The organism is Pseudomonas sp. GW821-FHT01E05, assembly GCF_059422425.1.
Map to the genome: position 1 here is coordinate 103,110 of NZ_JBWKWW010000006.1, position 19,802 is coordinate 122,911.

A 19,802-nucleotide genomic window follows, 5' to 3' on the forward strand; every position below is an offset into this window, starting at 1 on the left:
ATTGCAGATGGAGGGCAAAAAGAAGGGCTGCCGAGGCAACCCTTTGAAAGTTCCAACATTTGGGGGAGGAACCGGCACAGTGTGCCGATCAATGGAATCGCTGACAAATTCATAATGATGCTGTTTAAGTGCATTATTTTTGAAGTGTCGAGACTCTGCGTCCGCTCAAGAAGCACAGCGAACCGCCCATGGCCGTCAGGGCGCTCAATGCATAGAACATCGTGCCTGGCGCGGAGTGGGTCAGCAAGTAACCGCAGATCACCGGACTCAAGGCGCCGCCCAGGGCTGCGAGGTTTTGCGCGCCGTAATAGCTGCCGCGCAACTCCTCGGGGGCAAGAGTATCGATGAAGAGAAACTCCGCCGGGTAGATGATCATCTCGCCGAGGGTGAAGACAAACATCGCCAGGCACCACGAGGTCAGGTTGTCGGCGTAGCTGAAGCCGATCAGCCCGAGAATGAACAGGCTGCTGCCCACGGCGATCCAGTAGCGCAGTTGCTCACGCTTCAGGAAACGGCCGATCTGATACTGCAACAGGATCACGCTGATGGCGTTGCAGGCGAGGATCGCCGCCATGGTTTCAAGGGCTCTGTGGGAGTTCTGGGTCACCAACAGGTATTGCGAAAGGTACAGGGTGTAACGCCCATGGACGACGGTACTGAGCAGGCAGCCGCAGGTGAACATGATCAGCGTGCGGTCGTTTTTCAGTGTCACCAGGGTGTTGAGAAAACTTTGCGGTTTGTTGGGGGCGGTGCTGGCGTCTGAGGGAATTCCGCGCATCAGGAAGGTGCTGAAAAACGCGATGCCGCCAGCGATCAGGAACGGCGCCAACGGCTGTACACCAGCGATCACCACCCCGAGCATGGGGCCGGTGGCGTAGCCGATATTGGTCAGGGTGTAGCGCAGCGAGAAAACCCTGGCCCGTTGGCCCATGGGCAGGTTTTCGCTGATGATCGCTTTGGAGCCGATCAGAAACAGCGCGGACGCGGTTTCGGTAATCACCAGGGTCAGGGTTGTCAGGTACAGGTTTTCGGCGAAGGTCAGCAGGACGAAACCGATAGCGCTGGATAGCATCGCGAGGATCAGCAACCGGCGCTTTTCCAGGCGATCGATGATGTAACCGCCATAAAGGGCGAGCAGGGTGGCAATGAACACCGCGATGCCCAGCAACAGGCCGACGTCCTGCTGGTTCAGGCCGAGTTTGTTACTCAGGAACAATGTGAGCAAAGGGCTGGTGATGGCGCGGCTGACGACAATGGTCAGCGAGCAGATCATCAAACGGCGGATTACGAGCGAGTAAGTGGCCACGGAGGTGCAGATTTCCTTGTCGTTGATCGTTCCCACGCTCTGCGTGGGAATGCCTCACTGGACGCTCTGCGTCCGCTCTTGAATGTGACGCGCAGCGTCACGGGCTGCATTCCCACGCGGGAGCGTGGGAACGATCAAACCCTATGTAGCAGCTGCCGCCAGGCTGCGTTCGAGCGCGTAGCGGTCGTAAAATGCCATACCGCGATACTGAGCAAATATTGAGTCGCCCGGATTGCGACCGCTTCGCGCTCGAACGCAGGCTTCGCCAGCTGCTACAGGATGCGCGTTTGCCCCGTTAACCCTTTATCCAGCACCCCAACAGATTCCAGTTCCTCAAGCCGCCACAATTGCTCCAGCAACTCTGCGGCCTGTTCTTTGGGCATCACCTGCATCGCCAAACTGTGAAACTTCTCTTGCAGCGCCCCATCGCTCAACGGATTGCCCGGCGCGCCCAACGGCACTTCGACGCAGAGGCTGGCCTGGCGTCCATCCACACAACGCAGCGTGACCACCGGTTCGCCATCCTCTGACAGCTGCGGATCCACATCTAGCTGGATGCGTTGCAGCCAATGCCGGATCTGCGGGGCGCGACGCTGCTCATCATCGTAGGCATCAAGCCGTGCATGGCCATAGACCAGTCGAACAGCGAGGGCGTAGGGCAGGCTCATTTGCGCGGCAGCCAGGGTGCTGATGTCGCGACCGCCGCACATAGCCTTCAAGAAGCCGCACAGGGACACCTGAATGTCTTCCACCTGATCTGCGCTGACCTGCAACTGCTCAAGCAGCAGGCCCAGGGCGTCTATGGCCGAGTGAGTGCCACGGCACGAGGCATAGGGTTTGATCGAGCAACGGGCGAGTTTCCAGACCTGGCCGAGGGCCTCATCCAGTGCCTGGGGCACAGCGCTGTCACCGGCCAGGGTCTTGAGAAAACCACCCCAGACCTCATCGAACAGCTTCGATGGGCCGCTGATGCCTTGCCGGGCAAAACGCGCCGCCAGCAAACCACCTTCGGCGGCACGGCCGCTGTGGAGTTTTTTACTTTGCGAGCCGTCGTGGATAAAGCACCAGAGCCCGCCGCTGAAGCTGCCGGCGATGCCCAGGGCCGACAGCATTTGCGTTTGATCCAGGCCAAGGATGCGCGCACTGGCCGCCGCCGCGCCGAACACCCCACAGGTGGCGGTCGAGTGCCACCCCGCGCCGTTATGGGCCGAATAGCCGCCGCAGGCTTCGAGAACCCGGCGACCCACTTCATAGCCGATAACCACCGCGGTGATCAGCTCCTGGCCGCTCAATGGTGTCGACCTCAAGCCCGCAGCGGCCATGGCCGCGGGTAGCACCACCGCGCCAGAGTGGTCGCAACCACCGGTATCATCCAGTTCCAGCGCGTGAGCGGCGATGCCATTGAGCATCGCGGCCTGAGTGGCGCCAGTGCGCTGGTGAGTACCCCAGACCAACGCCATGCCCGGCTCTTGTCCCAGGGTCTGGCGTACGGCACCGACAATCTCGCTTCTGGTCCCGGCCAGTGTCGCGCCGAAGGTGTCGAGGATGTGCCGTTTGGCTTTCTCCACCAGTTCGGGGGGCAGGTCTTCAAAACGGGTCTGGACACAGAAACGCGCCAGCCGCTGCATCCGTTCGCTCATGGCAAGTACGCCCGATAGTGCCGCTCATACACCGCCGCCGGATGGTCCTCGGTCATTGGTGCTGCCGACTCGCTCCACCATTGCGCGACATCCGCCGCAGTGGCGATCCACACGTCATCGTATTGCTGGATGCCCTTGAGCAGTTCGCGCAGCACCCCGATACGGCCTGGAGTGGCGATAATCTCCGGGTGCAGACGCAGCACGTAGCACAGGCCGAAACGATGAAACCCGGCAAAGTCCATCTGCAGGTTGCCCAGGGTGTGGCTGTAGGAGGCGATCCGCGATTGCGCCGGCGGCACCGCCGGACTGAGGTTGAAGGCGAAGTAGGGCTCGTCCTCGAGTTCATAGTGCAACGGCAACTCGATCACTTGCGGTGCCGTGGGGTGGGCGAACGGCAGATCATCCCCGCGCCAGGACGACGACCAGCGAATGCCTTGCGCGCGCAGCGCCTCGACAAATCCGGGCGCCCAGTTGCCGGCCGGGATGCGAAATCCCTGTGGTGGCTTGCCAGTGATATCGGTCAGCGCCTGGCAACCACGAGCCAGTGCATTTACTTGCTCGGCGAGACTGAGGGTGTCGTAGTTTTCATGGCGGTAACCGGCGCAGGCAATCTCGTGCCCGGCGGCCTGGATCGCGCGAATGTGCCCGGGATTTTCTTGCGCTACGACGCCGGGAATACACCAGCTGCCGGGTACACCCAACTCCTCGAACAAACCCAGCAAGCGATCGACACCGCGCTGGGTGCCGTAGCGCCAGACCGACAGCGTTTTGTCACGCCCGGCGACTTCCGGGGCCTGGGTCAGAATGCCGTGGATGTCGTTGTAGTCCACGGTCAGCACCACGGCGCAACGATAACCTTGTGGCCAAACACTGGACTCAGCCATGGTGATGCTCCTTGAGCCACCAGTGGGCGACATCGCGGCAGGTGGCGAACCACACGTCATCGCGCTGACGCATGTGTTCGAAAAGGCGTTCGAGCAGCAGAATGCGGCCCGGTTTGCCGGTGATTTTCGGGTGGAACAAGGTGGTCAGGCACAGCCCTTCGTCGGCGGCGCCATCGAATTCGCGGCACCAGTTGTCCAGCGTCAACTCGTAGCTGGCGGTGCGGTCCAGACCTGAGGGAAAGTCCGGTGCGCGGGTGTAAGCCAGTGAGGTGTAGTCGTCCATTTCCCAGCGCCCGGGGATTTCCACCAATGGCTGTGCATGACCGGGAACCTGCACCAGGTACGGCCGATCGTCACCGCGCATGCTGCTGGAATAGATCACGCCGGCTTCCACCAGCATGGCCGGAGTTTCGGCACGCCAGTCGCCGGATGGGGTACGAAAACCTTCAGCACGGATGTTCAGATGCTGCCAGAACACCTCGCGGCATTTGTTCATGACGTCCTGCTGCTGCGCCAGGGTCAGGGCATAGAAGGACTCGTGTTTGTAGCCGTGATACGCCACTTCATGGCCTCGCTCGACAATCGCCTGGCATTGCCTGGGCCAGTTCTCCACGACCCAGGCCGGGACGAAGAAGGTCGTCGGAATCCGGAACTCGTCGAGCAGGTCGAGAATCCGCGGCAAGGCCCGATACGGGCCATACCCGCCGAAGCCGAAATACTCGGGCTTGTGCCAGATCGAGCCATTGAGCATGGCATCGCCGGTGGGACCGTCGAGGTCGAACGCCAGGGCCAGACAGGCTTTGTGACTGCCGGGCCAGGTCGGTTGCGGCGAGGAGGGCATGGGTGGTGCTCCATTAATTTATTGGTGCCAATGTAGGAGCGAGCTTGCTCCGGGCGGCGTTCCGACGATGGACTCAAGGGCGGCGCGTTCATTCAGAAAGCCCGCGTTATCGTTAACGTCCATCGCGAGCAAGCTCGCTCCTACAAGGGGCGGACTTCGAATCAGTCGTCAATCTCGACCTTTGCGAAACCCACCCAACCGAAAACCTACTTACCGTTATTGATAGCCACCGTCTCGATCGCTCCCTGGCTCAGGTCCCATTTCTTCAGGATGCTCTGGTAGCTGCCGTCGGCAACCATGCTTTGCAGGGCAACTTTGATGGCTTCGGCCAGCTGCGGGTTGCTCTTGCTGACGCCAAGCCCCGAGAACTGCACGGAGATCGGTGTGCCGAGGGTTTTGAAGGTGTTGGCTTCCTGAGTCTTGAGGTACGACAAGGTTTCGCTGCCTTGCATCGCCGCATCCAGTCGACCTTGGCGCAGTTGTGCGCGGGCATCAGCCGAGCCTTCGGAACCCACCACTTTTATCGCCGGTTTGCCGGCCGCTTCGCAGTTGGCTTTGCTCCACTCGGCGATTTCTGCCGGGAAAGTAGTCCGGCGGCTGGTGCCGACGGTCTTGCCGCACAAGTCGATGCTGTCATTGATCGCGGTGTTTTTCTGCAAGGTGTAGAACTGCGGACCGCTGGTGAAATAGTCGACAAAGGTCACGGTTTGCTGCCGCTCGGCGGTGTCGGTCATGCCCGAGAGCACGATGTCCACACGCTTGGTGCTCAGCGCGTTGATCATTTGCTCGAAGCCGGTTTCCTGCCATTTGATCTTCACCCCCAGACGTTCAGCCAGGGCGTTGCCCAGGTCGTAGTCGAGGCCGGTGAGGGTGTTGCTGGCCGGGTCCTTGAAATCCATCGGCGGGTAGTTGGGCATGATTGCCGCAACGATTTCGCCCTTGCTCTTGATACTGGCGGGCAACTCGGTGGCCCAGACTGCGGATGAAGCCAATAGACCGGTGATGACTGCTGGAATGACAAATTTCTTCATGGTCGTTCTCTTTTTGAGTTGTTGTGAGATCCGAAACCGGACCTAGGTGCGAACGGCAGAAATGAAGCTTTGGGTGCGAGGGTTTTGTGGACTTATTAGAATTTCTTCGGGGCTTCCAGCCTCCACGATCTGCCCGCCATCCATAAACACCATGCGGTTGGAGACTTCGCGAGCGAAGCCCAATTCATGGGTGACGACGATCATGGTCATGCCGGTCTGCGCCAGATCGCGCATCACCGACAGCACCTCACCGACCAGTTCCGGGTCGAGTGCCGAAGTGGGTTCATCGAACAGCATCAGTTTCGGGCGCATGGCCAGGGCACGGGCAATGGCTACCCGTTGCTGCTGGCCGCCGGAGAGTTCGATCGGGTAGCTATTGCGTTTGTCGGCCAGGCCGACCCGCGCGAGCAACTCCAGGGCATCCTCCTGGGCTTCCTTGGGCGAGCGCTTGAGCACCTGGCAAGGGCCTTCGATGATGTTTTGCAGCACCGTCATGTGCGGGAACAGGTTGAAACGCTGGAACACCATGCCGGTGGCCAGGCGCTGGCGGGCAATCTGCGCTTCGTTGAGTTCGTGCAGCTTGTTGCCGACGATCCGGTAGCCCACCAGTTCGCCGTCGACCCAGAGACCGCCCTTGTCGATTTTTTCCAGCTGGTTGACGCAACGCAGCAGGGTGCTCTTGCCGGAGCCGGAGGGGCCGATCACGCACAGCACTTCACCTTGCTCGACTTCCAGGCTGACATCTTTGAGCGCGTGGTAGTTGTCGTAGTACTTGTTGAGGCTGACAGCCTTGACGATGCTTCTCATGTTCAATTCTCCAGCGCGGCTTAAGAGCGCTTACCAGCGCCACGGGCGAAGCGACGCTCCAGGCGGCTTTGACCGAAGGACAAGACGGTAACGGCGGCCAGGTACCAGATGCCGGCGACGATCAGCAATTCCATCACCCGGGCGTTGGCGTAGTAGATGTTCTGGGCGTTGTAGAGCAGTTCCGAGTACTGGATCACGCTGGCCAGGCTGGTCATCTTGACCATGCCAATGAACTCGTTGCCCACCGGCGGGATGATGATGCGCATGGCCTGAGGCAGGATGATCCGGCGCAGCGCCTGCAAGCGCGGCATGCCGATTGACTTGGCGGCTTCGTACTGGCCGGTGTCCACCGAGAGCAATCCTGCGCGTACCACTTCGGCGGTGTAGGCACCCTGGTTGATGCTTAACCCGAGGAGGGCGGCGATGAAGGGCGTCATCAGGCTGACGGTGTCCAGTTCGAACAGACCGGGTATGCCGATGGTGGGGAAGATCAGCGCCAGGTTGAACCACAACAGCAGTTGCAGGATCAGTGGCGTGCCGCGAAACAGCCAGGTGTAGGTGACGGCCACGTAGCGCAGGATCGGGTTCTGCGACATGCGCATGATCGCCGTGATGACCCCGAATACCACGCCCAGGGCCATGGCCAGAATCGCCATGACGATGGTGTTGAACAGGCCGAACAGGATCGCTTTGGAGGTCAGGAACTGGCCGATGTACGACCACTCGATCTGGCCTTCGGCAAACGCGCGCACCAGCCCCAGCAAGGCGACGACGATCAGGGTAGCGAAGATGATTCGCCCGTAGTAACGCCGGGGTACGTGTTCGTACTGGGTAATGTCGAACTGATTCTCGGCTTGTTTGCGCTCGGCAAGGAGGCGCTGTGCCTGGGTCTGGCTCATGTTGTTTCTCCGAACGCAGGCTGACGGCACCTGCGGTCTATCGGTCATTCAAAAAAGGCAACGGCGAACACAGTAGGAGCGAGCTTGCTCCTACAGGTGTTCAGGGTTTCAGAGACGAAAGCCGTTGTAGTCCTCGGCCCATTGGTGCTGTGCGGCCAGGGCGGTTTTCAGCCGGCCGAGCTGCTCGCGCACCTGTTGCGGCGCGGTGCCACCCCAACCACTGCGAGCAGCGATCGCCGCTTCCAGGGTCAGGCTGTCGCGCACCTGCGGTGTCAACCGTGCATCGACCTCGGCGAGCAACGCCGGTGAGGCTTCCCAGAGTTCGATGCCGTGCTTTTCACAGGCCTGGACCAGGGCGCCGGTAATTTCGTGGGCTTCTTTGAACGGCACGCCGCGAACCGCGAGCCAGTCAGCAACTTCGGTGGCAAGGGTGAAGCCCAGCGGTGCCTGACGACGCAACTCTTCGACGTTGACCTTCATGGTCGCGACCATTCCGGCCATGGCCGGCAGCACCAGCAGCAAGGTATCGACGGTATCGAGTACGCCGTTCTTGTCTTCGCTCAGGTCGCGGTTGTAGGACAGCGGCAAGGATTTGAGGGTGCAGAGCAGGCCGGTGAGGTTACCGATCAGCCGGCCAGCCTTGCCGCGTGCCAGTTCGGCGATGTCCGGGTTTTTCTTCTGCGGCATGATCGAGCTGCCGGTGGCATAGGCATCGTCCAGTGCGACCCAGCGGAACTGCCGGGATGACCACAGGCAAAACTCCTCGGCCAGGCGCGAAATGTTGATGCCGAGCATGCTGGCGACGAACAGGAATTCAGCGACGTGATCGCGGCTGGCCACGGCGTCGATGGAGTTTTCGCAGACACCGTTGTAGCCCATTTCCCTGGCCGACTGCTGGGGCATTCGAGCGATGGCGGAGCCGGCCATGGCCGCAGCGCCCAAGGGTGACAGGGCGGTGCGCGCGTCCCAGTCCACCAGACGCTGCACGTCGCGCAACATGGATTGGGCGTGGGCCAGCAAGTGGTGGGCGAAGACGATCGGTTGGGCCTGCTGCAGGTGGGTAAAGCCCGGGCAGATGCTCTCGATGTGCTGCTCGGCCTGATCCACCAGCGCTTGCTGCAGAGCCAATACTTCGACCGTCAGGGTGCGGGCGTGGTCACGCAGGAACAACCGCAGGTCGTTGGCGGTCTGGTCGTTGCGTGAACGGCCGGCCCGCAGCTTGCCGCCCAGAGCGCCGAGACGCTCGGTCAGCAGACGCTCGATGAAGGTATGGACATCCTCGTCATCCTGGGTCGGGCTGATGCGAGCGTCGCGGAAATCAACGCCGATTTGCTCGAGGGCTGCGAGCATTTTCAGGGTTTCCTGCTCATCCAGCAGGCCTGCACGCTGCAATTCACGGGCATGGGCCTTGGAGCCAGCGAGGTCATACGGGGTCAAGCGGAAGTAGCGTTCGGGGCAACGCGACAGTGCTGCCAGGGCCTCGGAAGGGCCACTTTTGAAGCGCGCTCCCCACAGACGATCGGTAGGTTGAGTCATTTTTATTTTCCTCGTCGGTAACTCGAACTGAAGGCGGTACGCATGTCCGTAACAGGTGACCGGGGCTTAATCGAATAAGTCGGACCGTGTTGAGGTCATGCAGTTTTCAAGAGGGCAGTTGCAAGTGGCGAGAGCTGATCGAAGTGTCAACTTTAAATCGTTCGACATCAGCAGGTTGAGGCTGATTGATGGATTTATTTGTAGTTGCCAAGCCTTGTTTTCTGTGTTCATTATTATTGGTCGGCTATGTTTTTGTTGTTGAGCACAGCCTGTTGAATAGGGCGCGTGAGGTAAATAAGCATTATGGAAACCCCACTTTCCAATTCTGGAAACCCACCACCGAAAACCGTGCATAGAGCACCTTTGGCGCTCAGTGGTCTGGATTTCAAACTGCTCAAGGTGTTCAAGGCTGTGGTCGAGGCCGGAGGCTTCAGTGCCGCCCAGAATGAGCTGAATGTGGGTCTTGCGGCCATCAGCAAACAGATCTCGGATCTGGAAATTCGCATTGGCATGCGCCTGTGTACCCGAGGTCGCGAAGGTTTTTGCCTGACCGAAGAAGGCACTCTGGTATATCAGGCATCGATCGAGTTATTTGCCTCGGTTGATAACTTTCGGGATCGCCTTAGTTGCGCGCAGAATGAATTGATTGGCGACCTTAGTGTCGGCGTTATTGATAATACTATTTCAGATGAGCAGTCGCCGTTAGTGGCAGCGTTAAGGCGGATTCATGATGAGTCGCCCAAGGTCAGGTTTCGACTGCATGCGGCTCAATTAGATGAAGTGGAACGGGGCGTGGTGGAAGGGCGTTTAGTCGCCGGAATAGTACCCGTGTATCAAAAAAGAGAAGAGTTTGATTATTTTAATCTCTACGAAGAAAGATCAGAGGCTTACTGCGCTGTCGGGCATGCGCTGTTCAACGCGGCGGACAGTGACATGAGTGTCGATGTACTCAAGGACCATCAGTTCATCAATCACCGTTACGCCATTCATCGGGATAAAGCCAACTTTGCTGTCTACGACAGTGACTCCGCGTCGGCTTCTCAGGTTGAAGCCGTCGCCATGTTGATCAAAACCGGACGATTTGTCGGTTTTCTTCCGCAGCACTATGCAGCGGCTCTGGTGGCGCGAGGGGAGTTAAGGGCACTGCGGCCGGATCTGATTAATTTCAGCACGCCATTCAATCTGATCTTGCGGCATAACATCGTTCGCAGCCCGCTGGTAAAAGCGTTCGCGAATGCCTTGGGAGTCGACCTTAAGGCCGTTTCCTGATGGACCAGTTGTCTTTGGAAATCCAGGGGCCGGGAGGCGCCTATGGTGTTTAAACGAGGAACTCAGAAGTAACGTTTCTGGGTCGCGTCTATGAAGGGTTGTTGAGTGGCTGAAGAACTTTATTCCGAGTCGCTGCTACGGGTTGATTATGATCCGCTGGAGGGACGCTCATAGGTGGCGGTTACCTATATCGCTGTCGGATTTTGCTGCGAAAAATTCATGCATGAGGGAATAGGAGGGGCCGTCAGAAATACTTCTGACGGCTGTATTGGAGGGCGTTAAGCGTTACCTGTCGCTTTGGCGGGAGGCCGGTCAGGGCTGTGCTTGCGGCAAGTGCAGCAGCACGTAGTCATTCTTGTCGAAACGCCCGGTCAGCAGCGGCTGTAATGCAGCGAATCGGGTGCCTTGCAGGGCGAGGTAGTCGGTTTTATCCATCACCAGCCACGCGGGTCCTTGTACTCGCTCAAGGTCTTGCGGCGCGTCAGTGAAGGTTGGTTGCAGGTCCTGCTCGAGATTGACCATGAACTTGATGGCCTTGGCGTCTTTCCCCATGGCGTGCAGGACGACGGTCGCCGGATCGTGCTGGATCATATCGTGAGCGGCGAGGGTGAAGGCGCGCGTGTCATACAACTCACGCTCGGCAGGCTCGACGACCAGGATGAAACTGGACCACACGGCCAGCACGGCGCAATACGCCAGCCCCACTGCACGCCAGCGGGATTTGAACAGCAGCGCCAGTGCCGCCAGTTGTAGCACTGCCAGGAGTATCAGCATCGAAGTGATCGAGGGCAGTTGCTCAGGAAACCGTCGTTGAGCGAACAACAACCCGGCGATCAGCAAGCCAGGCAGCAACAACCAGATCCCTTGCATCAAGCCTCGAAGCCAGAGGAACACCCGGCCTTGTGCGACCTGGAACGGATAAGCTGCAACGATTGCGGCCATGGGCACCATCGGCAACAGGTAGCGGGCTTTTTTGGCCTGTGGTATGGACAAACCGATCATCACGATCAGCCCGGCGGCAGCGCAAAAAAACAGCAAACGTAATGCCGGCCGTTGATGCTGACGACCAGCCGCAATCACCGATGCCAAAACCAGCAGCGCCAGCGGGTAGGCCAGCGCAAAGTTGCCAAGCGAACTGCTGAAGTAAAAAAACAGGCCGCTGGAGCCTTCTCTGCCGTCCATGCGCCCCATGAACTGCATGCGGATCACGTCCTGGACGAAGGCCGAACCACCGCTGACGTTCGCCAGCCACAGCAGCAGACCGATACCCGCCGCCAGCAGCAGCCCGGCCAGCAAGCCGACGCTGATCATCCGGCGCCACTGGCCGTTGAGCAGGTAATAGCTGCACAGCACGCCAGTGGGCACCACCAGCCCGATGGGCCCGCGAATGGCAAAACCGAGTACCAGCAGCGCGAGTATCCAGACCAGCCGCCGTGGTGCGGCGAAATGGTCGGCGGCATAGCCCAGGTAGAACACGGTAAAGGTCACGGCCGCGACCATCTGGTCGAGGGACACGGCACGGGTTTCGGTGATGAAGGTATTGGTCAGCAACAGCAGGGCGATGCTCAGCAGCGCCCAGGTTCTGGAGTAGGGCGCCACCAGGCGATACATCAGCGTAACGATCAGCGCCGAGGCAATGGCGCTGGGCAACCAGGCCGTCAAGGCGTTTACCTGGCCGAACGGCAGCGACAGCAGCCAGGTAAACAGGGTCGAGGTGGCCCAGTAGTCAGCGTAAGGCTGGCCATAGGTGGTCGGGAAGAATCCCGGCCCATGGCGCAGCATTTCCTGAGCGAACAGTACGAACCGCGTGTCGAAGCCTATCGCCGTTTGCTGGTAGACCCCGGCGCAGAACAGCAACAGCGCCAAAAGTCCCAGCCCTAACGACTGCTGACGGATCCTTGTCAATGGATAAGCGTGCACGCGGCCTCCTAGGCTACGACTGGGGCGGATGGCCACTGCTGATCAGGGATTGGCAGGTTGCGCGACTCGCCACGACCCATCGGGAAGTACTTGAAGCCTTTGCGTGCCAGACGATCGGCGTCATACAGGTTGCGCCCGTCGAAGATCACCGGGGCTTTGAGCCGCTGCTCGATCAACTTGAAATCCGGCGCCTTGAACTGTTGCCATTCGGTGCAGACGATCAAGGCATCTGCGCCCACCAGTGCGGACTCTGGCGTACCCATCAACGACAGGTTTTGTTGATTCGGGTACAACCGTTGGGTCTCTTGCATGGCTTCAGGGTCGAAGGCCCGTACCTGTGCGCCGGCAGCCCATAAGGCTTCCATCAGCACCCGGCTTGGCGCATCGCGCATGTCGTCGGTGTTGGGTTTGAATGCCAGGCCCCAGAGGGCGAAGGTCTTGCCCTTCAGCTCACCCTTGTAGAACGCGTTGATGCGCTCGAAAAGCTTGTGTTTCTGCCGCTCATTGATGGCCTCGACCGCCTGCAGCAGGTCGCTGGAGCAGTTCGCTTCCTGGGCACTGTGGATCAGGGCGCGCATATCCTTGGGGAAACACGAGCCGCCATAGCCGCAGCCAGGGTAGATGAAGTGGTAGCCGATGCGCTGGTCCGCACCGATGCCCATGCGTACGGCTTCGATATCCGCACCCAGGTGTTCGGCCAGTTCTGCGATCTGGTTGATAAAGCTGATTTTGGTCGCGAGCATGCAGTTGGCTGCGTACTTGGTCAGTTCGGCACTGCGCAGGTCCATGAAGATGATGCGGTCATGGTTGCGGTTGAAGGGCGCGTAAAGTTCGCGCATCACTTCACGGACTTCTTCACGTTCGCAACCGATGACGATGCGGTCAGGGCGACGGCAGTCGCTGACGGCCGAACCTTCCTTGAGGAATTCCGGGTTGGAAACGATATCGAACTCCAGGGTACGCCCGTCCTTGTTCAGGACTTCTTCGATGTGCGCCCGCAGGGTGTCGCCTGTGCCGACCGGAACAGTAGATTTTTCCACGAGAATCAGCGGTTCGACCCGATGGCGTGCGACCGCGTCACCCACGGACAAGACATATTTCAGGTCGGCCGAGCCGTCCTCGTCCGATGGCGTGCCGACAGCGATGAACAACACTTGCCCGTGTTCGATCGCCAGCTTTTCGTCGCTGGTGAAATGCAGGCGCCCGCTCTCCAGGTTCTCCTTGACCATGGTCTCCAGCCCTGGTTCAAAGATAGTGACGTGGCCTTTCTGCAGCAATTTGATTTTGTTCTGATCGACGTCCATGCAGATGACATCATGACCGACTTCAGCCAGGACAGTTGCCTGCACCAGACCTACATAACCGCTACCAATTACGCTGATTTTCATACGGAGTCCCTAGGACGGGGTATACGTGAAGAGTTAATGGTGATAACACCGAGCATGACCAAGGCCACCCCCAGTGTTTTGGACATACTGAAGTGTTCATTGAAGAACGGCAAACTGGCGGCAAGCAGATACACCAGGGCGTAGCTGATGCTCAGCAAGGAATAGGCCCTGCCCAGTGGCAGGTCACGCAATGCGGCGAGCCAGCAGAGCATGGACAGGGCATATGCCAGGATAGAGCTGAACACTATTCCCAGTGCCAGCAGATCGACACTGCCGCCGGTCAGGGCTTCGAGCCACTGCGCCGGTGCTGGCAAACGGGTCATGCTCCAGCGCATACCCAGTTGCGCACCGCTGACCAGCAGCACGCTGCCCATGGCGAAGATAATTCCGCGGCGCAGATTCATGCGTGTACTCCCAGCAACACGACACCGGCAATGACCAGGGCGACTCCCAGCCAATGACGACTGTCGACATGCTCATGGAACACGAAGCGCGCGACCAGGGTGATGAGTACGAAATTCAGGCTCAGCATCGGATAAGCGATACCGACTTCCAGTCGCTGCAATACCAATAGCCAAACCAGCAAACCGAAACCAAGGCAGGCGAGGGCGAGCCACAGCCATGGGGAGAGCAGCTTGGCGATCCAGTCATGATCTGTCCCGCGCCAGCTTTCCACGGCGTATTTCTGGGCGATCTGCCCAAAACAGGTCAGCAGGCAAGCGGTCAGTAGTAACAGCAGGGTCATGGCGCACTCTGGGAGAAGATCAGAATCACGATATTGCCTTGCTCATAGCGCTTGGCATCTTTGGGAAGCAACTCGATTTCATGCAGTTCGTCGTCGCTTTTGACCCGCATCACCACGCCGACCGAGCCGGTCTTGCGGGCGTCGCTCATCCAATGCTGAATTTGCTCGAGATTGACCTGGCGCTGGGCGGAGTCGGGATAAGCCAGGCCATATTTCACCTCGCCCACGGTGTTGTACAGCGCCACATCCGGGCGTTGCAGACGCCAGGCCAGGGCCGAGGCAGCACCCAGGTCATTGCTCAGCAGTTTCCCGGTCTGGCCAAGTTCCTGAGCATGGTCGACGATGAACTGGTCGGGCATCTTGTTGTAGACCAGCGAATTGGGCAGCGCGGCAGGTGCCAATGCCACCAGCAGCCAGCTGCCGAGCGCCGGCGCGGCCCATAGCCGCAGCGGCCTGAACGCTTGCACAAGATTGCAGATGATCCAGCCGAACAGCACGATGAACACCAGCACCAGATTCTGGAGTTGATCTACGTACACCGGTTCCTTCAGCTGGAAGTAGACCAGTGCCAGCAGAGCGAGCAGGCCCAGTACCGCGTTGAGGAGCCCGTTCAGGCCGATAGCCCGGCCGCGCGCTGCAGCCACTCGATCCATCAGCGCATTGCCCATCAGCAAGGCCAGCGGCAACAGGCAGGGCATGATATAGGTCGGGAGCTTGCCTTTGCTCAGGCTGAAAAACGCCAGTGGCAGCAACAGCCAGAGCAGCAGGAACCCGATGCTGGCCTGACGTTTTGTTTGCCAGGCCTGTTTGAATGTCGAGGGCAGCAACCCGGCCCATGGCAGACTGAAAGCCACCAGCATCGGCAGGTAGAACCACCAGGGTTGAGAGTGCTGGGCATCGTCCCCGGCGAAGCGCCGAATGTGCTCATGCCAGAAGAAGAACCGCCAGTAGTCCGGTTCTTGAGCGTGGACGGCCAGGACCCACGGCAAGCTCACCGCAATTGCCACCACGACCGCTACGCAACCGTAGGTCAGCAACTCGCGCAAACGCTTTTGCCAGAGCATGTAGGGCAGGGCGATCAACACCGGCAACAACCAGGCCAGGAATCCTTTGGTCATGAATCCCATGCCGCAGGCCAAACCCAATGCTGCCCACGCAGCGAGGCGGGCGCGTTGACTCACGCTATCGAGCGCAAACCACAACGCCACCAGGCTCAAATTGACCCAGAAGGTGAATTGCGGATCGAGATTGGCATACCCGGCCTGGCCGGCGATCACCGCGAAGCTCGTATAGAGCAGGGCGCTGGTGAAACTCTTGCGAGGATCATTCCACAGGCGGCGAGCGATCAGGTAGGCCAGGACTACACTCAAGCCGATGCTCAGCGCCGAGGCGATCCGTACACCGAATAGATTGTCGCCGAACACGGCCTGACCGATAGCGATCATCCAGTAACCGGCGACAGGTTTTTCGAAATAGCGAATGCCCATGAAGTGCGGGGAAATCCAGTCACCGCTCAGGAGCATTTCCTGACTGATTTGGGCGTAGCGGGTTTCGTCCGGAATCCACAGCCCGTGAGAGGCCAGAGGCAGCAGATAAAACAAACCGAATGCCAGCAACAGCAAAGGCAGCGCCCAACGGTTGGTCATGCGCCTTGCACTCCCAGCCAACCCTCGCGACCCTCCAGGGCACCGCGTATCACCCGGCCTGCAGGCAAGCTGCCAGGCTCGGCGGGCAGCAAATTGCCCAAGGGTTGAAACTGGATGTCACGTTGACTGGCCGTAGCCAACAGCTGACGAAAATCGTTAGCCATCAGAATCCCTTCTACTTCCGCATGAATCGTGTAGACGTTCAGCTTTTCAGGGCTGAAACGATCAAGAATGAATGAGTTGAAATCATTGGCGGCAACCACCGGCCCGACGACTTCGTCGAAAGTCGGCAAGTCGACCGGAATCTGTGGCGCGCCCAGGCTGCCGTCAGCCAGCCGCGGCTGGAACAGACTCTGACCGCGACAATCGCTGTTGTAACGGAAGCCAAAACGTTGCTTGGCCTCGATGACGCGTTCATCGGCACGCCAACCGGCAGAGGCCGAACAATCGACAGCCTGGCCGATAATATCGCTCAGACTGTCGACGCCACGACGAATTTGCTCGATCAGATCCGCTTCACTCCAGCGCCCGGCGTTGGCTTGCCAGCCATGGTGATCCCAGGCGTGCAAACCAACCTCATGCCCGGCCGCAAGCGTCTGACGCATGAGATGCCCGAGATCACGACCGATGGGTTTGCCTGGCCAGGCAGTGCCGGCCAGCAAAATATCCCAGCCGTACAAACCGGCCGCATTGGAGCGCAGCATCTTCCAGAGAAATTGCGGACGGATGAGGCGCCATAAATGGCGCCCCATGTTGTCCGGACCAACGCTGAAGAAAAACGTCGCCTTGACCTGTGCTTCATCGAGCATCTCCAACAACCGGGGTACCCCCTCACGGGTACCTCGGTAGGTGTCGACATCGATCCGAAGACCTGCCTGCATCAGCGCTTGTCCGCGATTTCGAGCATGGCTTCACGCAGGAAGAAGTCCAGTGTGTTGCCGATGGTTTCGCTCATCTCCACGGTTGGCTCCCAGTTCAGCAGGCGCTTGGCGTTTTCGATGCTTGGCTTGCGGTGTGCCACGTCCTGGTAACCGGTGCCGTAGAACGCCTTGCTCTCTACGTCGCGGAAACCGGCGAACGGAGGGAAGTTGGCGCGCAGCGGGTGAGCTTCGAACTGACGCAGCAGTTCTTCGCCCAGCTGACGGATGCTGGCTTCGTTTTCCGGGTTACCGATGTTGATGACCTGACCGTTGCAGGCATCGTTGTCGTTGTCGATGATGCGTGCCAGGGCTTCGATGCCGTCGGCGATGTCGGTGAAGCAGCGCTTCTGCTCGCCACCGTCGAACAGGCGGATTGGCGTACCTTCCACCAGGTTGAGGATCAGCTGGGTGATGGCGCGGGAGCTGCCGATACGGGCCGAGTCCAGACGGTCCAGGCGCGGGCCCATCCAGTTGAACGGACGGAACAGGGTGAAGTTCAGGCCCTTGGCACCGTAGGCCCAGATCACGCGGTCCAGCAGTTGCTTGGAAACCGAGTAGATCCAGCGCTGCTTGTTGATCGGACCGACCACCAGGTTGGAGGTGTCTTCGTCGAAGTACTGGTCCTGGCACATGCCATAGACTTCGGAGGTCGACGGGAAGATCACGCGCTTGTTGTACTTGACGCAGTAGCGAACCAGTTTCAGGTTCTCTTCGAAGTCCAGTTCGAATACGCGCAGCGGGTTGCGGGTGTATTCGATCGGCGTGGCGATGGCCACCAGCGGCAGGACCACGTCGCACTTCTTGATGTGGTACTCGATCCACTCGGAGTGAATGCTGATGTCGCCTTCCACGTAGTGGAAGTTCGGGTGGCTGCGCAGGCGCTCGATGGCGTCGGAGCCGATGTCCAGGCCGTAGACTTCGTAGCGGTCGTCACGCAGCAGGCGCTCGGACAAATGGTTACCGATAAAGCCGTTCACACCGAGGATCAGTACGCGGGTACGGCGTGGCTTGCGGCCGGATTCAGCACCGCGCAGCACGGAGCCGTCCACCAGGCCCAGCTCGTTAGCCAGGGAAGGACCGGCCAGGTACAGGCCATTGTCATTGCGCTGACCAAAAGTGATTACCAGCGAGTCTTCACCGCAGGCGATGCGCAGCGGGTTGACGCTGATCACACGACCTGGTGCCAGACCTTCGTTGCCCTTGGCGACTTCAGCGCTCCAGACAATCAGTTTGTGCTCGCCCACGTCGCAGAAAGCGCCCGGGTAAGGCTGGGTCACGGCGCGAACCAGGTTGAACAGCTCTTCGGCAGGTTTGTTCCAGACAAGCTTGCCGTCCGCTGGGGTACGACGACCGAAAGAAGTGGCCTTGGATTCGTCCTGGGCGGTTTCGGTGACTTTGCCCTGAACAAGCAGCGGCAGGGTGTCGCGCAGCAGGTTGGAAGCGGCTTCACGCAGCTTGCCGTGCAGGCTCAGGGCGGTATCGGCACGGTCGATTGCAACGCGTTGCTGGGCGACGATTGCGCCAGCGTCGGCACGCTTGACCATGCGGTGCAGGGTCACGCCGGTTTCGGTTTCGCCGTTGACCAGTACCCAGTTTGCTGGAGCGCGGCCACGGTAGGTTGGCAGCAGCGAGCCGTGCAGGTTGAACGCACCTTTGCTGGCGGTAGCCAACAGTTGCTCGCCCAGCAGGTTGCGGTAGTAGAACGAGAACAGGTAGTCCGGGTTCAGTTTGGCGATGCGCTCGATCCACAGCGGGTGGTTGGCATCTTCCGGTGCGTGCACGGGAATGCCTTTACGGGCGCACAATTGGGCTACTGAGCCGTAGAAGGTGTTTTCCTTCGGATCATCGGCGTGGGTAAACACGGCAGCAATCTCGAAACCTGCGTTGAGCAGTGCTTCGATACCTGCACAGCCGATGTCGTGGTAGGCGAAAACAACAGCTTTTGGATTCATGGCGAAACCTGATCAGTAGTGGTGGAAGGCAGACCGTCGACAGTGACAACGGGAGCAGGAGTAGCGGGTTTGTTACGTAGGATTTTTTCGATAAAGAAGCGCGGCCGGGCGCGCACATCGCTGTACATGCGGCCCAGGTATTCACCCAGAAGGCCCATGCCGATGAACTGGCCGCCGGTGAACACAAAGAGCACTGCGAACAGTACGAAGGTGCCGTCACCCGCCCAGCTGGCGCCGAATATCAGGCGCAGGAAGATCAGCAGGAAGGCAAACAGCGCTCCCAGTGCCGCGAGGCTGAACCCAATGATGCTCAGCAGTCGCAACGGGGTAGTGGTCATGCAGGTCAGCAGATCGAACATCAGGCTGATCAGGCGCATCGGGCTGTATTTCGACTCGCCATGCTCGCGCTCGGCGTGCTGCACCAGGATTTCGGTGGTGTGACGGGCGAAGCTGTTGGCCAGAATCGGGATGAAGGTGCTGCGTTCCCGGCAGGCCAGCATGGCGTCGACGATGGTGCGGCGGTAGGCGCGCAGCATGCAGCCGTAGTCGCTCATGGCGACACCGGTAGAGCGTTGCACTGCCAGGTTGATCAGTTTCGACGGCCAGCGGCGCAGGGCCGAGTCCTGACGATTGTTGCGCACGGTGGCAACGACGTCGTAGCCCAGTTCGGCTTGTTCCACCAGACGGGGGATTTCTTCCGGCGGGTTCTGCAGGTCGGCGTCAAGGGTAATGACCACATCGCCTTTGCAGTGCTCGAAACCGGCCATGATTGCTGCGTGCTGGCCGTAGTTGCGATTGAGAATGACCGCGACCACTGAACTGCCTTCACGCTGGGCGGCTTCTTCTAGAAGCTGTGCCGAGTTGTCGCGGCTACCATCATCGACCAGGACGATTTCATACTCGTGCTTGAGCTGCTGACAGGCCGCTTCGGTACGGCGCAGCAATTCAGGCAAGCTTTCTTCTTCGTTGTAGACCGGGATAACGATCGACACACACTTAATCGGATAAGGTCTCAAAG

General features: G+C 59.6%; 17 protein-coding genes. 1 reads left to right on the forward strand and 16 read right to left on the reverse strand.

Annotated features, from left to right (window positions below; all coding sequences use genetic code 11):
- Window positions 1-133 precede the first annotated feature (133 nt).
- The 8 genes from AC07W5_RS14755 to argH all read right to left on the reverse strand — a co-directional run bounded on the left by AC07W5_RS14755 (window position 134) and on the right by argH (window position 8,944).
- Window positions 134-1,306, reverse strand: coding sequence for an MFS transporter (locus AC07W5_RS14755; RefSeq protein WP_495013156.1), 1,173 nt, complete (start codon window positions 1,304-1,306; stop codon window positions 134-136).
- Between the two features lie 272 nt (window positions 1,307-1,578).
- Window positions 1,579-2,946, reverse strand: coding sequence for an MmgE/PrpD family protein (locus tag AC07W5_RS14760; protein ID WP_495023683.1), 1,368 nt, complete (start codon window positions 2,944-2,946; stop codon window positions 1,579-1,581).
- Entirely contained in the window at window positions 2,943-3,830 is an 888-nt protein-coding gene (locus AC07W5_RS14765; RefSeq protein ID WP_495023684.1) for a polysaccharide deacetylase family protein, read from the reverse strand. The genes AC07W5_RS14760 and AC07W5_RS14765 overlap by 4 nt, the downstream gene beginning before the upstream one ends.
- On the reverse strand, window positions 3,823-4,671 hold the full coding sequence (locus AC07W5_RS14770) for a polysaccharide deacetylase family protein (RefSeq protein ID WP_495023685.1): 849 nt from the start codon (window positions 4,669-4,671) through the stop codon (window positions 3,823-3,825). Before AC07W5_RS14770 ends, AC07W5_RS14765 begins: the two co-directional genes overlap by 8 nt.
- A gap of 206 nt (window positions 4,672-4,877) precedes the next feature.
- On the reverse strand, window positions 4,878-5,702 hold the full coding sequence (locus AC07W5_RS14775; protein ID WP_494991375.1) for an ABC transporter substrate-binding protein: 825 nt from the start codon (window positions 5,700-5,702) through the stop codon (window positions 4,878-4,880).
- A gap of 42 nt (window positions 5,703-5,744) precedes the next feature.
- On the reverse strand, window positions 5,745-6,509 hold the full coding sequence (locus tag AC07W5_RS14780; RefSeq protein ID WP_494991376.1) for an amino acid ABC transporter ATP-binding protein: 765 nt from the start codon (window positions 6,507-6,509) through the stop codon (window positions 5,745-5,747).
- Window positions 6,510-6,529: 20 nt separating this feature from the next.
- Complete coding sequence (locus tag AC07W5_RS14785; RefSeq protein ID WP_494991377.1) at window positions 6,530-7,408, reverse strand: amino acid ABC transporter permease; 879 nt, start codon at window positions 7,406-7,408, stop codon at window positions 6,530-6,532.
- A gap of 108 nt (window positions 7,409-7,516) precedes the next feature.
- Window positions 7,517-8,944, reverse strand: coding sequence for an argininosuccinate lyase (gene argH, locus AC07W5_RS14790; RefSeq protein ID WP_495023686.1), 1,428 nt, complete (start codon window positions 8,942-8,944; stop codon window positions 7,517-7,519).
- 303 nt (window positions 8,945-9,247) lie between these two features.
- Between argH and AC07W5_RS14795 the strand changes: the two genes are divergently transcribed.
- The gene (locus AC07W5_RS14795) at window positions 9,248-10,213 is read left to right on the forward strand and encodes a LysR family transcriptional regulator (RefSeq protein ID WP_494991379.1); all 966 of its coding nucleotides are present in this window, start codon (window positions 9,248-9,250) and stop codon (window positions 10,211-10,213) included.
- A gap of 312 nt (window positions 10,214-10,525) precedes the next feature.
- On the opposite strand, the gene AC07W5_RS14800 is transcribed toward AC07W5_RS14795, so the two are convergent.
- The 8 genes from AC07W5_RS14800 to arnC are packed head-to-tail and all read right to left on the reverse strand — an operon-like array spanning window position 10,526 to window position 19,800.
- Entirely contained in the window at window positions 10,526-12,133 is a 1,608-nt protein-coding gene (locus AC07W5_RS14800) for an ArnT family glycosyltransferase (RefSeq protein WP_494991380.1), read from the reverse strand.
- An 8-nt stretch (window positions 12,134-12,141) separates the two neighbouring features.
- Complete coding sequence (locus AC07W5_RS14805) at window positions 12,142-13,521, reverse strand: UDP-glucose dehydrogenase family protein (RefSeq protein WP_494991381.1); 1,380 nt, start codon at window positions 13,519-13,521, stop codon at window positions 12,142-12,144.
- The gene (arnF, locus tag AC07W5_RS14810) at window positions 13,518-13,925 is read right to left on the reverse strand and encodes a 4-amino-4-deoxy-L-arabinose-phosphoundecaprenol flippase subunit ArnF (RefSeq protein ID WP_494991382.1); all 408 of its coding nucleotides are present in this window, start codon (window positions 13,923-13,925) and stop codon (window positions 13,518-13,520) included. Before arnF ends, AC07W5_RS14805 begins: the two co-directional genes overlap by 4 nt.
- Entirely contained in the window at window positions 13,922-14,266 is a 345-nt protein-coding gene (gene arnE, locus AC07W5_RS14815) for a 4-amino-4-deoxy-L-arabinose-phosphoundecaprenol flippase subunit ArnE (protein WP_495023687.1), read from the reverse strand. Before arnE ends, arnF begins: the two co-directional genes overlap by 4 nt.
- On the reverse strand, window positions 14,263-15,912 hold the full coding sequence (arnT, locus tag AC07W5_RS14820) for a lipid IV(A) 4-amino-4-deoxy-L-arabinosyltransferase (protein WP_495023688.1): 1,650 nt from the start codon (window positions 15,910-15,912) through the stop codon (window positions 14,263-14,265). The genes arnE and arnT overlap by 4 nt, the downstream gene beginning before the upstream one ends.
- Complete coding sequence (gene arnD, locus AC07W5_RS14825; RefSeq protein WP_494991385.1) at window positions 15,909-16,793, reverse strand: 4-deoxy-4-formamido-L-arabinose-phosphoundecaprenol deformylase; 885 nt, start codon at window positions 16,791-16,793, stop codon at window positions 15,909-15,911. Before arnD ends, arnT begins: the two co-directional genes overlap by 4 nt.
- Window positions 16,793-18,784: a bifunctional UDP-4-amino-4-deoxy-L-arabinose formyltransferase/UDP-glucuronic acid oxidase ArnA gene (gene arnA / locus AC07W5_RS14830; protein WP_495013121.1), complete on the reverse strand. Its 1,992-nt coding sequence runs from the start codon at window positions 18,782-18,784 to the stop codon at window positions 16,793-16,795. Before arnA ends, arnD begins: the two co-directional genes overlap by 1 nt.
- Window positions 18,781-19,800: an undecaprenyl-phosphate 4-deoxy-4-formamido-L-arabinose transferase gene (gene arnC / locus AC07W5_RS14835; RefSeq protein ID WP_494991387.1), complete on the reverse strand. Its 1,020-nt coding sequence runs from the start codon at window positions 19,798-19,800 to the stop codon at window positions 18,781-18,783. The genes arnA and arnC overlap by 4 nt, the downstream gene beginning before the upstream one ends.
- Window positions 19,801-19,802 lie beyond the last annotated feature (2 nt).